The sequence below is a fragment of the Exiguobacterium aurantiacum DSM 6208 genome (assembly GCF_000702585.1).
Lineage (GTDB): Bacteria > Bacillota > Bacilli > Exiguobacteriales > Exiguobacteriaceae > Exiguobacterium > Exiguobacterium aurantiacum.
In genome coordinates this window covers 1,466,183-1,480,841 of the sequence record NZ_JNIQ01000001.1, presented here as the reverse complement: position 1 = coordinate 1,480,841, position 14,659 = coordinate 1,466,183, and the positions used below count along the sequence as shown (strand labels likewise).

The following is a 14,659-nucleotide window of genomic DNA, read 5'->3' as shown; positions in this document are numbered from 1 at the left end:
ACCCTGTCTTCATGCGATATAAAACGTTTCCAATTGGAAAGCTTACTTTTTTACCAAATCAAGTTGAGGGAATTGCGACGTCAGGCCGTCCACGAAGTGGTCGAATTGATCGAAATCAAGTTGTTGCTGGGCGTCGGACAGTGCGATCGCCGGATTCGGATGAACTTCGACCATGACGCCGTCCGCTCCGACCGCGAGCGCAGCTTTGGCTGCCGGAAGCAACAAATCGCGCCGACCTGTCGAATGCGTGACATCGACCATGACCGGTAAGTGTGTCTCTTGTTTCAAGATCGGCACGGCCGTGATGTCGAGCGTGTTGCGAGTAGCCCGTTCATACGTCCGGATCCCGCGCTCACAGAGAATGATTTGACTGTTTCCGCTGGCCATGATGTATTCAGCCGCATAAATGAACTCTTCAATCGTGGCCGACAACCCTCGTTTCAACAAGACCGGTTTATCGGTTTTCCCGACTTCTTTCAACAAGTCAAAGTTTTGCATATTGCGGGCCCCGACTTGAATGATATCCACGTAAGGAAGCGCCGATTCGACCGCACCCGGGGTCATGATCTCAGAGATGACCCGTAAGTCATGACGGTCAGCTGCTTGTTTGAGCATTTGTAACCCGTCGAACCCGAGACCTTGGAAGTCATACGGTGACGTCCGTGGCTTGTATGCCCCGCCCCGCATGATTTTAACGCCAGACAAAGCCAGTTTCTCGGCGACCGCATTCACTTGCTCGAACGATTCGACGGCACACGGTCCAGCAATCAATTGGGGACGTCCGTTGCCGACGATGACATCGTCGAGCGTGACGATCGTATCTTCCGCCTGACGTTTCCGCGACACGAGCAACGTCTTATCACGGTCTTCGCCTTGCAGTTCTGCCGACGCCTTGAACATCTCTTTAAACAAATGTTGGAGGCGAGGCGTCTCAAAAGGCCCTGGGTTCTCCGCCGCGATGAAGTCTAGCATCTCACGTTCTCGCACCGGATCGTAGCGTTCCACACCTTGAAGGCGTTTCACTTTCCCGATCTCGACTGCGAGCGCGCCACGGCGACTAAGCAAATCAAGCATTTCACGGTTCAACTCATCCATTTCACGACGTAATCGATTCAATTGATCTTGTGGACTCATAATTACCCTCTCATTTCTAAGCCGTTCTTTCCAGAAACCTAATTATATCGAACTTCCTTAGCTTTGTCATAGACAAAAGGTCCATGACACAAATTCCACAAAAAAAAGTATCCGAGTCACCCCGGATACTCCGTTCATTTCTTGCCGTTTTTTAAATCATTTTTTAAGTTTTTCAACTCTTGTTTCGATTCATCATCGAGCAAGTCTTTGACCGGCGCCTCAAAGTCCGATTCGTGATTAGCCGATGCGTCGCGGCTGCTTTCCGGCTTTGCACGATCCGGTTCGGTTTTGTCCGCTTTCTTCGACGATTTCACATCTGACTTCTCGTTTGAAGTCGACTTCGCTTCGTCGTTCTTCTCGTTCGAGTCATTTTTCTTCTCGTTCGAGTCATCTTTCTCATCCGAGTCATTTGAAGACGCTTCGGCCGCACGGTCGAGTTGTTCCTTCACTTCAGCTTCCGCTTCGGCAACAAGTTGGTCTGCCTTTTCCATCGCTTCTTCGATCGACAACTCATCCTCATCGACTTGTTGCTTCAACTCGGCTGCTTCACGCGCCTTGTCTTTCACGAGGTTCAAGACAGGTGCCGCTTTCTCGAGAAGCGGTGCTGATTTGTCACTGGCGACCTTAATCCAATCCCCAACGACCGGTTCCGCTTTCTCGCGGACTTCTTTCGATTTGACCGTCAAACGTTCACGTGACGTCGCCGTCTTTTCATCGAGGTACGTCCGAACTTCCCGTCCGCTCTTCGGCGAAGTGAGAAGGGCGACCGCCGCTCCGATGACACCGCCTAGTACGACGCCGGCTAAGAAGCCACCGCTTGATGAAGATTGCTGTTGTGGTGTGTTGTTTTTATCGTATGTCATGTGTGAGTTCCTCCTGTGAATTAAGTGATTACTTCATCGTGTCGTCTGTTGCAACGACTCCTGGCGAAACTGAAGATGTTTCTTCTTTACGTTCCCGACGACCGCGGCGACGCGATGGTCGCTCACCAGACTCGGTTTTATTTTTCTTGAATAATTCAACGGCGACCGAACCCCATCGCACAGCCTGGGCAATTTGTTCTTTGTTCTCATCGGCCGCTCCGTGTACAGACGAAGATACAGTCCGTACTGACTCTGTCACTTCATTGAGTGAAGTCCCGAGCTCGTCGAGGGCGTGTGCCACCGGTGCGAGTAATTCCGTCTTCTCTTCCACGTTATCTACGAGACGGTTCGTCTTATGTAAGAGCGCCGTCACTTCCATTGTAATACCATCCAATTGTCGTTCTAAGTTCTCTGTCGTGTTCGCGACGCTACCGAGTGTCCGGTTCACGTTCGATAAGACACGCGCCAAGAAAAAGACGAGTACGACAAACGCGAGTGCAGCAATCAGTCCCGCGATGCCTCCTAATGTGATTTCCATCCATTCATTCCTCCTGTTCAAAAATATGGTGGTTTCATTATAGCACCATTATGACTGAAAAGATTTGTCACAACCGTTTTCGCCATCCGGTCTGATTATTCCTTTACCCGTTTTTATGTTTTCGATTACACTAAAATAGAAATAAATTAAAAAAAGTTAAAGGGGTGGACGTATGAGAGATCCAAGAATCACACAACTCGCAGACGGGTTGATCAATTATTCGGTCGAATTGAAGCGAGGAGAACGCGTACTGATTGAAAACTTTGGTGTCGAGGAAGCGCTCGTCGAGGCGCTCGTCGAAAAAGCATACGAGGCCGGGGGGCATCCGTTCGTCTTACTGAAAGAGAGCCGCATTTTGCGTAAACTATACACGCAAGCGAGTCGGGAGCAGCTCGAGCTGATGGCAGACATCGAGCGTAAGCAGATGCAAGCGATGGATGCGTACATCGGACTTCGGGCCGGGGACAACATCAATGAACTGTCGGACGTGCCCGCCGATCAGCAAAAGCTCGTCGGGGCGACAATCGGCAAAATGCATACCGAGGATCGCGTGAAAGGAACGAGATGGGTCGTGCTCCGCTACCCATCCCCATCGATGGCACAGCTTGCCGGCAAGTCGACCGAGGCGTTCGAAGATTTCTATTTCAACGTCTGTACGCTCGACTACGGAAAGATGGACCATGCGATGGATGCGCTCGTGTCCCTCATGGACAAGACGGACCGTGTCACCATTAAAGGACCGGGGACGGACCTTTCGTTCTCGATCAAAGATATCCCGGCCATCAAGTGTTCAGGTCAAATGAACATCCCGGACGGTGAAGTGTTCACGGCACCGGTAAAAGATTCGATCAACGGTGTCATCACATATAACACGCCGTCACCGTATCACGGTTTCACGTTCGAGAACGTGAAACTGACGTTCAAAGACGGAAAGATCATCGATGCGACAGCAAACGACACGGACCGCATCAACGAGGTGTTCAACACAGATGAAGGCGCCCGTTACGTCGGCGAGTTCGCTATCGGCGTCAACCCGTACATCCAACACCCGATGAAAGACATCTTGTTCGACGAGAAGATTGACGGAAGCTTCCATTTCACGCCGGGCCAGGCGTACGACGACGCATACAACGGTAACGATTCGACGATCCATTGGGATCTCGTCAACATCCAGCGTCCCGACTACGGCGGCGGCGAGATTTGGTTCGATGACGTCTTGATTCGGAAAGACGGTCGTTTCGTCATCGATGAACTGAAACCGCTCAATCCAGAAAACTTGAAGTGACGAAAGAAAGGTGCGACCTCCCGAGAGGCGCACCTTTTGTCGTTATAATTTTGTCTTTTTGCCGAGCGCTGCGGACATCATCCAAATCTCTTTTTCGAGTCGTTCGATATGTGAGACGAACGTGTCTTCAATCGCCTCGTCCCCGTCTTCAAATTTTTCCATCGCATCTTGCATTTCTTGACGGATTTGTTTGAAGTCACCGATGACATCTTTGATCATTTGCTCCGTATCAGCGTGACGGTCTCCTTCTTGCAACGTTGAATGTTCAAGATATTCTTTCATCGTCGCGTATGGTTCCCCGTCGTTCATGAGTAGACGTTCGGCGACGTCATCATAGAGCTCAGCAATCAAATTGTACAGTTCCTCTAACTTCTCATGATACGTGAAAAAGTGCGGTCCACTAATGTACCAATGGTAATTATGGAGTTTGACGAACAATAGGCCATAGTTGGCCACCTCTTTGTTCAACGTGTTCAGTGCGCCTTGACTTGCCATACTTAACATCTCCTTTTCCAATGTCGCTCTCTAGTACTATTTCCGTCCCGACAGAAAAGTAAACACAAAAAAAGCGAGTGGCCGTAGCCATTCGCTTTTTACGCTTCGAGTTGGGCGTGGTTCTCATACTCACGTTGATACGTTTGAATGTCGCCTGCCCCCATAAAGAGGAGCACTGCCGTGTCGTGCGCTTGCAACACTTGCGTGCCGCCACGCTTCAATATATGCGCACCGTCAATCCGGGATTGGAGGTCTTCAATCGTGACCGTCCCTTCTTGTTCACGCGCCGAACCGAAGATATCGCACAAGTAAACCGCGTCTGCTTCGGCCAATGCCGTGGCAAAATCGTCCATGAACGATTTGAGACGAGTGTACGTATGTGGTTGGAAAATCGCGACGACTTCCCGTCCGCTGTACTTCTTCCGTGCCGATTCGACCGTCGCACTGATTTCTCGTGGGTGATGCGCATAGTCATCGACGAGCACTTGACGACCGAGCGTCGACTCGCTGAATCGGCGTTTTACGCCATTGAACGTCTCGAGACGCTCTTTGACGAGCTCTTTTGGCAACGTCTCGTAGTCGCATGTCGCGATGACGGCAAGGGCGTTCAACACGCTGTGGTTGCCGTATCCCGGAATCCGGAACTCGCCATAATAATCGTCGCGCAAGAAGACGTCAAACGTCGTCCCGCGGTCAGTCGAATTCACGTTTTCCGCGCGGAAATCGTTGTGCTCGCCAAATCCGTAGTAAACGATCGGTACGTTCGCTTGAATGTGTTGCAGGTTTTCATCATCGCCACATGCGATGATACCTTTCTTCACCTGTTTCGCCATTTCCTGGAACGCATCGATAACGTCATCAAGTCCGGAGAAGTAATCTGAGTGGTCAAAGTCGATATTCGTCATGATGGCATAGTCAGGACGATAATAAAGGAAGTGACGCTTATACTCGCAAGCTTCGAAAACGAAGTTTTTCGAGTCCTCTACCCCTTCACCCGTCCCGTCACCAATCAAGAATGACGTCGGCTCAATGCCGCGCATGACGTGGGCAAGCAGACCCGTTGTCGAAGTTTTCCCATGAGACCCGGTGATGGCGACACTCGTGTAATGGTCTGCCAATTCACCAAGAAACTCATAGTACTTGTATATCGTCAACCCGAGCTCACGGGCCCGGACGACTTCAGGATGGTCGTCTGTAAAGGCATTGCCTTGCACGACGATTTGGCCCTCGGTAATATTCTCTGGATCAAACGGAAGGATTTCAATTCCTTTTCGGTTCAATGCTTCTTCAGTAAAAAATGCTTTGTCAACGTCCGAACCTCGGACTTCATTGTTCATATCATTTAAAATTTGAGCTAAAGGACTCATGCCCGTTCCTTTAATTCCGACGAAGTGATAACGGTTCATCTGTAAATAGCCCCCCTAATTCATTGCGGTTTGAAGAAAATGCGACAAACCTTTGTCATTATAGCAAAACTCTAGGTGTCATGCTATTACAGATTATTGTTTTTTTGAGCAAGACGACGGCTTCGGTACATCGCCATCCGGTCTTGTGGGGTCATCATGACGTTGAGCGGCGGTCCTTCGGCTTTATAAGACACGCTGACCGCAGGAGTCAATTCGGTCTCGTCTTCCACCGTTTGGGCTTCCGGCTCGGCTTGTAATGTCTTTGCAACATCCTCGACAATCGGCGCGACTTCTTCGACAGAAGACGCCTCGATTGTCATGTCGTCGAACGAGACATCGTCTTTATCTTCCCGGACGACCAGTTTCGATGCCTTCAAATCAGTCGACCCCATAAAAACAGAAGCGAACCCGCCCTCTACGATAGAGACATCGCCTAAAGACGGCTTGTCGTCACTCGTCGATTCTTCGCCGTTGTCTGTTTCCGTGGAAATATTGGATTCCGCTCGGGATTCCGCATCCATCGTCACCGGTTCCATAGCTTCGCTTGCTTCTACTTCGTCGACTGACTCTGATGCCGTCTCTTCGGACACTTTCGCATCCATCGCCATCGGTTCCATAGCTTCACTTGCTTCTACTTCGTCGACCAACTCCGGTGTCGTCTCTTCGGACACTTCCGTTTCCATCGTCACCGGTTCCGTAGCTTCGCTTGCTTCTACTTCGTCGACTGACTCCGGTGTCGTCTCTTCAGACACTTCCGTTTCCATCGTCACCGGTTCTGCAGCTCCCACACGATCAGCTTGGCTTTCTTTTGCTAAGTGGATCGACTCGAGCACCGTCTCTTCAGCACTCGTCTGTTCCGGTTCGGCCTCGATCGGGGGCGTCGCTTCTGTTTCGTCTACAGTCGGTTCATCGACCGGATATGAGTCTTCTAGAACGACACGTTCTTGAGATAACGTATCGTTAAACACAGTCGTCCGGTCAAACTTGTCAACGGCCGCAGACCTCTCCGAGACGAAAGATTCAGACGTCGATGCTGACGGTACGTCCCGCTCCGTTACGGTCTCGCGTGAATCGCTCGTAAAATCGGTCCTCGTCTCCGGGGAGTGCTCGTCCGGTAAATTGATTTTTGGTTTCGGGCGTGCATATCCGTAAATCGGTGACGGTACATCCGTCGGGACGAACTCGTCAGGTGGATCGATTTTTGGAGCAGGCGCAGCTTTCTTCCCTTCTTGGGACAGTTCACGTCGAATACGATCAGCTTGTTGTTTCAATGAACGTTCATATGCATCCATACTAGATTCCTCGCTTTTTCACTCAATCCTATTTAGCAAAAAATCGGTCGAGTTTAGCGACCGATTTCAAATGCTTTCCCTACTTCATATTCGTCATCTAACACCAAAATCCCTTTTTCTTGCGGAGCATCCGGTAAGTTCAACTCACGAGCCGAGCAGATCATTCCTTGCGAGCTTTCTCCCCGAAGTTTAGACGGTCGGATAATGAGACCCGACGGCATGACCGCACCAGGCTTCGCGACGACGACTTTTTGGCCGGCCGCAACGTTCGGTGCGCCACAGACGATTTGCACCGTCCCTTGATCGGTCTCGACTTGGCAAATCGACAGTTTGTCGGCATCCGGATGTTTCTCGGCCGACTCGACGTAACCGACGACAAATTTCGGTGTGAAGTCGACGCCGGACAAGTCTGCCTCGATATTTTGTTTACGCAAGATGACACCGAGCGTCTCAATCAGCTCAGCTGTCAATTCGACTGGTCCGTGCCAGTCAGAGACGTTAAAATAGTTACTCGCATTGAACACGTTGTAGCCGTTCACTTTTCCATCCGTCGCCTTGACGATGGCCACGTCATCTTTCCGTTCCACGATTTGGTGATGGCGATCTCCTTCTCTTAACAACACCATGAGAACGTCGCCGATTCCTTCACGGTTATAAAAAGCATTGATTTGCATACGTAAATACGCCCCTTCTTTCAAACTAGACACAAATAGTTTAGCAGATTATGCGTCTGTTGGTGGGTTCTTTTTTCCAACAATAAAAATTGGTTCAAATACGCCAGCTTCATAATGGAAGGCGAGTGCCGTCACCGGGATCCGTCCGTTCGTGAAAAAATCGAACATGAGCTGTTGCATCACATCGTATCCCTCATCGTTTCGGATGTCGGCCACGACCAAGACGTCTTGATGCGGAACCCCGACGAGCATATCTCCTTCGATCCGACGCTCCATGACCCGTAAGAAATCTTCATTCAAGATCCGCGACGCCTCGTAGCCATCACGCGTCGACAGAAAGTAGAATGTGTTACCGGCGACCGTGTCCGTCTTCATGTCGGTCGGCAGCGTTTTGACGTTCTCCAGCGCGAGCGCCTCCACTTGCGGTTGCGATAGCTCCCCTAGATGACGCTCTTCGATCAACCGATAGCCGTTACCGAGGTCGAGCGCATAAAAGATAGCGGTTTCGGCCGTATGAGGTGTCGTGACGAGCGCTTGCCCGCGTTTCGTCTCTTTTGCGAACGAGGCGGCCCGTATGACCGGATAAATATTTGCTTCATTTCCGGCAAGGGTGACCGCATCATCCGCAGCGAGTGCGGTTTGAATATATTCGACCACTTCTTCGACCGCGACGGTCCCACGAACTTTCGTTTTCGCCACGAGCGGGGCTAAGCGGATGTTGACACCGAAACGGTCGTTCGTGCGTTCAATGCGAAGCACCTCGTTTTCACGGTCGTAGGACGTACGATAGCCGTCCGTAAAGTGCCCCTCGATGTGACGTCTCAATTCATTGCGTTCCATTCCGCTCACCCTAGCCCGTTGACGAACGCTTCGACTTGCTCAGGTGTCTTCCGCTCGCGACCGACGTAACGGTCGACCTCTTGGCCTTCATTGAAAGCGACGAAGCTTGGGATTCCAAAAATATCTAACTCTTGGGCAAGCTCGATCCACTCGTCACGATCAACGTAGTAAAACGTCCAATCCGAGAATTTCGCTTCGATTTCAGGCATGAACGGGTCGAGAAAACGGCAATCCCCACACCATGTCGCTGAAAACATGAAAATACTCTTTCCTTGTTTAGCTTCTGTATATTCCGTCATTGTTTTCAATTGTTTCATTTTCACCACTCCTGTTCTTTTTTCCCCATTCATGATAGCATATGTCCGTTCTCACATTCCGCTCTCACGTTTTGCTATAATCGAGAGCGAAGACTATTAGAAAAAGGTGACGACATGACAAAATGGACGCGGGAACAATTGAATCCAGATATGAAGCATCCGCTCGAGCAACTCGTCGGTGTCATCGGCATGCTCGCCATTCTCCGCTACGGATACTTGTTTATTGATACAGATAAGACACGTTCAGAAATTTTAATTTGGCTCGTCATCGGTTTCGCCGTCATTTATGTCGTCGAACAGGCATTGAAAAAGGCGGCCCGCTACTTACCGATTGTCCGAAAACGGTTTCTCATCCCGATCTATGTCATCCTCCTCGTCTTATTTTTGGCGAGTTTCCGTGTGCCGCGGGAGACTGTCGAGACGGTCCGTCAATTTCTTGGAATCTAATCAAAAAGCGTTCCTTCTTAGGAAACGCTTTTTTTGTGTTCAATATTCGATTTTCATGTCGTTCGGTCGAATCCGGTCCATCCGGAAAAGCACTTGATAGACGGCATAGCTGAGAATCGCTGGTCCGACGATCAGGAAACCCGAGACGACGATGAGCGTATGCCAGCTGAAGCCCATCGTCTCGAGCATGACGATCGGCCCGACGAGACCGCTCGTCCCCATACCGGCACCCGCTGCAACGCTCTCTAGTTCGAATAGTAAGATGGCTATCGGCGCCAACACGGCCCCGGCAAGTGTCGGCGGAAGCAAAATCCACGGATTTTTCACGACGTTCCCGACTTGAAGCATCGATGTCCCGATGCCTTGTGCGATCGCCCCGCCGATTCCATTATCTCGATAACTTGTGACAGCAAAACCGATCATCTGCGCCGCACAACCGACCGTCGCAGCGCCGGCGGCGACTCCGCTCAATCCGAGCATGAGCGCGATGGCCGCACTCGAGATTGGAGCCGTCAACGCGAGTCCCATAAGCGTCGCCACAACGACACCCATGAAGAGCGGTTGTTGCTCGGTCCCCCACTCAATCCACGTCCCGAGTTGCGTCATGAACAGCCCGACATACTTTCCGATGTACGTCGCACTCACATAACCGACCGCGATCGTCGTGAACGGGGTGACGAGAATATCAAGCTTTGTCGACTTGGAGACGAGTTTCGCCACTTCGACGGCGAGAAGCGTTGCCACATAACTACCGGCCGGACCGAACTCATAGCCGAACGTCCCGACGACGAGCGCCGAGAACAAGATGAGCGGCGGTGCCTGCAGGGCATAGGCGATGGCAATACCGATGGCCGGACCGGTCAAGCCGATTGCGACGTCGCCAATGGCGATGAGCGTCGGACCAAAATTGCCAAGCGCCGCCTCGGCCAATTGACCGCCGATCGTCTTCATGATCAATCCGATGATCAGTGTGCTGAACAAACCGAGCGCCATATAACTAAGCACCGTCACGAAGTACAAGGACGGGCTTAACGTGATGCCTTTTTTCTTGAGCATGGGACTTCCTCTTTTCATTGTCTTGTCAGTAGTAACGTTCGTGTCTTCACACGTTTTTTAGTATAAGCATTTTTTAATAAATAGCAATAAAAAAAACGCCACTTGTAAAGTGACGTTTCCGAATCAACGGGAGGCGCGCAACGTTTCCATCGTTGAGCGGTCGAGCCGCTTGACGAGCGCCTTCAAGAGCGCTTTCGCCGCGTCGTAATCGTCCGTATGGAGAATCGATGCGTGCGTGTGAATGTAACGGGCCGCAACCCCGATGACGGCCGTCGGTACGCCTTGACCGCTTAAGTGGATCCGACCGGCGTCCGTGCCACCTGGGGAGACAAAGTATTGCGTTTTAATGTTTTCGTCTGACGCCGTATCGAGCAAGAAATCACGCATCTCAGGGGACATGACCATGACGCGGTCGAGAATGCGGATGAGCGCCCCTTCTCCAAGTTGGCCGAACTCGGTCTTGTTTCCCGACGCATCGTTCGCCGGTGACGCATCGAGCACGAGGGCGACGTCCGGTTGAATCATCTCGGCAGCTGTCTGAGCGCCACGAAGCCCGACTTCTTCTTGTACGGTCGCACCGGAGAACAAAATGTTCGGATGGTCCGCTTTCGTCGTCTCTTCTAACAGCTCGACAGCGAGACCGACGCCGTAGCGGTTGTCCCACGCTTTCGCCATGATCTTTTTCGGATGATGGAGCGGTGTGAACTCGCTTGACGGGATGGCCGGAAGACCCGGACGTACTCCCCAAGACTCCGCCTCTTCTTTCGAATCGGCCCCGATGTCGATGAACATCTGTTTGATTTCCATCGGTTTGTTCATCGCGTCTGGCCCGAGCAAGTGCGGTGGTGTCGAGGCGACGACCCCTGGAATCTTTCCGTCCGCTGTCACGATATCAAATCGTTGGGCCATGAGCACTTGGTTCCACCAGCCGCCGAGTGGTTGTATGTATAACATGCCGTTGTCCGTGATCCGGGTGACCATGAACGCGACTTCATCCATATGGCCAGCGACCATGATTCGCGGTCCCGATTCGTCTCCGACACGCTTCCCGAAAATCGAACCGATGCCGTCCGTCATGACTTCATCGACGTGCGGTGTGATGCGGTCCCGCACGAAACTGCGCACTTCCGACTCAAAGCCCGGTGCACCTGGCAGCTCGGTCAGCGTCTTGAATAAATCTCTCGTTTTTTGTTCCATCTGTCTCATCCCTTCAACCGTTGTGCAACCATTATATACAGAAGTTTTCGATAGAAGCGAATGCTTTTCATTCCAATGGGGTACAGGTTTTGGTACGATGTACATGATAGCCACAGTTCAAGGGGAGGTAGTCATATGAAGAAAAGGTATTGGTTAGTTGGAATCGGGGTCGCTGTCGTTGCCGCACTTATGACGAAAAAAGTATTAGATGAACGAAGCTTATCGGCCGAAGATGCGCTCGAATATACGAAACGCGCGTTTTCAGCCAAAGGTCACGTCCAAGGGGCATGGATCTCGGCATCTCCTGAGGTTTATACTTACGATGGTCGCGAATATGACGTCTTCAAAGGCGGCATTTCTGTCCTTGAGAACGATGAAGAAAAGACGTACCAATTCACGGTCGACTCAGAGACAGGTGCTTTACTCGAATATGCATGACCAGAACCGGCGAAGATTCGCCGGTTTTTTTGTTTAATCCAGCTAAAAGAGTGGAAAAATGTAATTGGTACTTTTTTTAAATTCGAAAAGGAGTGATCCCACGTGAAAAAACTGATCGGTGAGGCAAATGAGCTCGTATCGCAAATGGTCGAAGGGATGGTCCACGCCCATCCTGACGTGTACGGTCGTGTCGAAGGAGTAAACGTCATCTGTCGAGCAGGTGGCGCGAAGTCTGGAAAAGTCGGTCTCGTCTCCGGTGGTGGCAGCGGTCACGAGCCGGCGCATGCCGGTTACGTGGGCGATGGGATGTTAGACGCCGCCGTCTGCGGAGAAGTGTTCACATCCCCGACGCCAGACATGGTGCTTGAAGGCATCAAGGCGGCGGATGGCGGAAATGGGGTCCTCCTTGTCGTGAAAAACTATGCCGGGGACGTGATGAACTTCGAGCTCGCCGCGGAACTCGCAGACGCTGAAGGCATTAAAGTCGACCACGTCGTCGTTGCGGATGACGTCGCCATTGCGAACAAAGACGATCGCCGCGGTGTGGCCGGGACGGTTTTCGTTCATAAAGTGGCAGGGGCTGCTGCCGCGAGCGGGAAATCGCTCGAGGAAGTCAAAACCGTCGCCGAAAAAGTCGCGAGCCACGTCCGTTCCATGGGGATGGCCGTCGAACCGTGCTACATGCCTGTGAGCGGAAAACCGGGCTTCGACTTGAATGAGGAAGAGATGGAGATTGGGATCGGCATTCACGGGGAGCGTGGGGTCGAGCGGAAGCCCACGACAGGCGTCGATTCGATCGTAGATGACCTTCTCGATCACTTGAAGAAGGAAGTCGAGCCGGGCGAAGTCGCTGTTATGGTCAACGGAATGGGCGGTACTCCGCTGTCCGAGCTGTATGTCACCTATCATTTCGTCGCCAAAAAACTTGAGGCGGCCGGCTATACGCTGAAGCGGAAATACGTCGGCAACTATATGACATCGCTCGAGATGCACGGTTTCTCAATCACGCTCTTACCACTTGATGATGAAATTACGAATTATCTCGATGCGCCTTCGGCAGCGCACGGTTTCAAAATTTGATAAACGAGGTGTTGATCGCATGTTAACGATAGACGGGTTGAAAGAAGCGCTACGGAACGCCCAATCAGAAATCGAGGCAAACAAAGACACACTGACCGACCTGGACCGAGCCATCGGTGACGGTGATCACGGGATTAACATGTCTCGCGGGTTCGAGGCCGTCGTTTCCGTACTCGATGAGGATTACGATTCACTCGGCGCTTTGAGCAAGAAAGTCGGAATGACGCTCATGGCGAAAGTCGGCGGAGCGGCCGGCCCCCTCTATGGCTCGGCGTTCGTGAAAGCGGCAACGGCGTTCGGCGATGCCGAGGAAGCGGATTTCGCGCTCGTCAAATCCGCCCTCGAGGAAGGTGCGGCCGCCATCAAGGCGCGTGGGAAATCGGAAGTAGGTCAAAAGACGATGGTCGATGTATGGGAACCGTTCCTGAACGAACTGAACGACTCGGACGACTACGTCGCGAAACTTGACGAGCTCGTCCAAAACACCGAAGACATGAAAGCGACGAAAGGGCGCGCCTCTTACTTCGGCGACAACTCACGCGGGACGATCGACCCTGGGGCGATGTCAAGCGCCATCGTTTTGAAAGCCATCATGAAGGAGGTCGGTTAACATCGTCGAACTCATCATCGTCTCCCACAGCGCCAAGATCGCTGAAGGGATTCAAGACTTGTTGAAAGAAATGGCGCCGACGGTTCCAATCCATCTCGCCGGCGGGCTCGAAGATGGCAGCATCGGGACCGATGTGACTCGTATCCTTGAGGCGCTTGAAGCCGTCGACAAAGAGGCCCTCCTCTTGTCCGATATCGGTTCGGCGACGATGAACGCCGAATTGGCGATCGATATGTATGAAGGCGACAAAGACGTCCAGTTTTATGACGGACCGATCGTCGAGAGCGCCTTCGTCGCCGCCGTCTCCTCAGGAAACGGGATGGAGCTCGAGCAAATTATGGAGCAATTGAAGCAAGACACATAAAAAAAGAGCCGAATCAATCGGCTCTTTTTTTAACGTGGATTATCGTTTTTTTCGTAAATCGGGTTCATGTATTCCGTCGTCGAGTAGAAACGTGGCACGACGAAGAACAAGATGAGTGCTGGAATCGCAATCAACAACAACATGATCAACACAGGCAACCAGTAGACGACTTTTTGTCCGAGCATGTCGATGTTCGCATCAGCAAACTCGGTCGCACCTTCGACTTCACCGAGGTCGGCCGTCGCTAAAATCTTGTTGTCGGTCGCGTCAAAGTAATGGAACTCTGTTTTACGCGTGATGAAGATGCCGTCACGAATCGTGTCGAGCTCGACGACCGCTGCAATGATCTCATTTCCGTTCGAAGACGTGAGTGTCTCTTGCTTGATGATTTCCGCAGTTCCTTCTTTGTAGTCATAATGCGTTGCCTTCAAGTCCTCTTCTAGGGCGTCCAAAAACGCCTCGTTAGCCGAGGTATTAAGTGGTGCGATTGTTAGAATGAAGATTACTGCAAGCAGGCTTGCCCATGCTTTTTTCAACATCCCCATGTTCCCCCTTCTCTAATTCCAATTTAGCGTCATTCCTATTGTACCAAGAAGAAAGAAAAAAGTGTGAAGAAAATGCTA

At 51.6% G+C, this 14,659-nt stretch carries 18 protein-coding genes; 6 read left to right on the top strand and 12 right to left on the bottom strand.

What is annotated here, in order from left to right; genetic code table 11:
* Positions 1-42: 42 nt before the first annotated feature.
* The 3 genes from P398_RS0107840 to P398_RS0107830 all read right to left on the bottom strand — a co-directional run bounded on the left by P398_RS0107840 (position 43) and on the right by P398_RS0107830 (position 2,535).
* Complete coding sequence (locus P398_RS0107840) at positions 43-1,134, bottom strand: bifunctional 3-deoxy-7-phosphoheptulonate synthase/chorismate mutase (RefSeq protein WP_024371346.1); 1,092 nt, start codon at positions 1,132-1,134, stop codon at positions 43-45.
* Positions 1,135-1,268: 134 nt separating this feature from the next.
* Positions 1,269-1,997: a YtxH domain-containing protein gene (locus tag P398_RS0107835; protein WP_029334694.1), complete on the bottom strand. Its 729-nt coding sequence runs from the start codon at positions 1,995-1,997 to the stop codon at positions 1,269-1,271.
* 28 nt (positions 1,998-2,025) lie between these two features.
* A complete protein-coding gene (locus P398_RS0107830) occupies positions 2,026-2,535 on the bottom strand; it encodes a DUF948 domain-containing protein (protein ID WP_024371344.1) in 510 nt (169 codons plus the stop codon).
* Positions 2,536-2,707: 172 nt separating this feature from the next.
* Here P398_RS0107830 and P398_RS0107825 point away from each other — a divergent pair, with 172 nt between their 5' ends.
* On the top strand, positions 2,708-3,820 hold the full coding sequence (locus tag P398_RS0107825; protein WP_029334693.1) for an aminopeptidase: 1,113 nt from the start codon (positions 2,708-2,710) through the stop codon (positions 3,818-3,820).
* Between the two features lie 42 nt (positions 3,821-3,862).
* Here P398_RS0107825 and P398_RS0107820 read toward each other — a convergent pair whose 3' ends face one another.
* The 6 genes from P398_RS0107820 to P398_RS0107795 all read right to left on the bottom strand — a co-directional run bounded on the left by P398_RS0107820 (position 3,863) and on the right by P398_RS0107795 (position 8,844).
* Positions 3,863-4,315, bottom strand: coding sequence for a Dps family protein (locus P398_RS0107820; protein WP_029334692.1), 453 nt, complete (start codon positions 4,313-4,315; stop codon positions 3,863-3,865).
* Between the two features lie 98 nt (positions 4,316-4,413).
* Positions 4,414-5,721, bottom strand: a complete 1,308-nt coding sequence (gene murC / locus P398_RS0107815; RefSeq protein ID WP_024371342.1) for a UDP-N-acetylmuramate--L-alanine ligase — start codon at positions 5,719-5,721, stop codon at positions 4,414-4,416.
* An 86-nt stretch (positions 5,722-5,807) separates the two neighbouring features.
* On the bottom strand, positions 5,808-7,013 hold the full coding sequence (locus P398_RS0107810; protein WP_029334691.1) for a hypothetical protein: 1,206 nt from the start codon (positions 7,011-7,013) through the stop codon (positions 5,808-5,810).
* Positions 7,014-7,066: 53 nt separating this feature from the next.
* Positions 7,067-7,687: a YtpR family tRNA-binding protein gene (gene ytpR / locus P398_RS0107805; RefSeq protein WP_024371340.1), complete on the bottom strand. Its 621-nt coding sequence runs from the start codon at positions 7,685-7,687 to the stop codon at positions 7,067-7,069.
* Between the two features lie 48 nt (positions 7,688-7,735).
* Entirely contained in the window at positions 7,736-8,527 is a 792-nt protein-coding gene (locus tag P398_RS0107800) for a DUF1444 family protein (protein ID WP_029334690.1), read from the bottom strand.
* A gap of 5 nt (positions 8,528-8,532) precedes the next feature.
* Positions 8,533-8,844, bottom strand: coding sequence for a thioredoxin family protein (locus tag P398_RS0107795; RefSeq protein ID WP_029334689.1), 312 nt, complete (start codon positions 8,842-8,844; stop codon positions 8,533-8,535).
* A 114-nt stretch (positions 8,845-8,958) separates the two neighbouring features.
* Here P398_RS0107795 and P398_RS0107790 point away from each other — a divergent pair, with 114 nt between their 5' ends.
* Complete coding sequence (locus P398_RS0107790; protein ID WP_029334688.1) at positions 8,959-9,291, top strand: hypothetical protein; 333 nt, start codon at positions 8,959-8,961, stop codon at positions 9,289-9,291.
* A gap of 39 nt (positions 9,292-9,330) precedes the next feature.
* Here the strand turns inward: P398_RS0107790 and P398_RS0107785 are convergent, their stop codons facing one another.
* Both P398_RS0107785 and P398_RS0107780 read right to left on the bottom strand, forming a co-directional pair.
* Positions 9,331-10,347 carry a PTS transporter subunit IIC gene (locus tag P398_RS0107785; RefSeq protein ID WP_029334687.1) on the bottom strand — a complete coding sequence of 339 codons (1,017 nt, stop codon included), beginning with the start codon at positions 10,345-10,347 and terminating at the stop codon, positions 9,331-9,333.
* 123 nt (positions 10,348-10,470) lie between these two features.
* The gene (locus P398_RS0107780) at positions 10,471-11,544 is read right to left on the bottom strand and encodes a M42 family metallopeptidase (RefSeq protein ID WP_024371335.1); all 1,074 of its coding nucleotides are present in this window, start codon (positions 11,542-11,544) and stop codon (positions 10,471-10,473) included.
* 135 nt (positions 11,545-11,679) lie between these two features.
* On the opposite strand from P398_RS0107780, the gene P398_RS0107775 reads away from it, so the two are divergent.
* From P398_RS0107775 to dhaM, 4 genes are all read left to right on the top strand, one after another.
* On the top strand, positions 11,680-11,982 hold the full coding sequence (locus P398_RS0107775; protein WP_024371334.1) for a PepSY domain-containing protein: 303 nt from the start codon (positions 11,680-11,682) through the stop codon (positions 11,980-11,982).
* Between the two features lie 102 nt (positions 11,983-12,084).
* Complete coding sequence (dhaK, locus tag P398_RS0107770) at positions 12,085-13,062, top strand: dihydroxyacetone kinase subunit DhaK (RefSeq protein WP_024371333.1); 978 nt, start codon at positions 12,085-12,087, stop codon at positions 13,060-13,062.
* A gap of 19 nt (positions 13,063-13,081) precedes the next feature.
* The gene (dhaL, locus tag P398_RS0107765; RefSeq protein ID WP_029334686.1) at positions 13,082-13,672 is read left to right on the top strand and encodes a dihydroxyacetone kinase subunit DhaL; all 591 of its coding nucleotides are present in this window, start codon (positions 13,082-13,084) and stop codon (positions 13,670-13,672) included.
* Position 13,673: 1 nt separating this feature from the next.
* Positions 13,674-14,036 (top strand): dihydroxyacetone kinase phosphoryl donor subunit DhaM, encoded by a 363-nt coding sequence (dhaM, locus tag P398_RS0107760; protein WP_024371331.1) that lies wholly within the window; start codon positions 13,674-13,676, stop codon positions 14,034-14,036.
* 29 nt (positions 14,037-14,065) lie between these two features.
* Here dhaM and P398_RS0107755 read toward each other — a convergent pair whose 3' ends face one another.
* Positions 14,066-14,575 carry a hypothetical protein gene (locus tag P398_RS0107755; protein ID WP_231557611.1) on the bottom strand — a complete coding sequence of 170 codons (510 nt, stop codon included), beginning with the start codon at positions 14,573-14,575 and terminating at the stop codon, positions 14,066-14,068.
* Positions 14,576-14,659 lie beyond the last annotated feature (84 nt).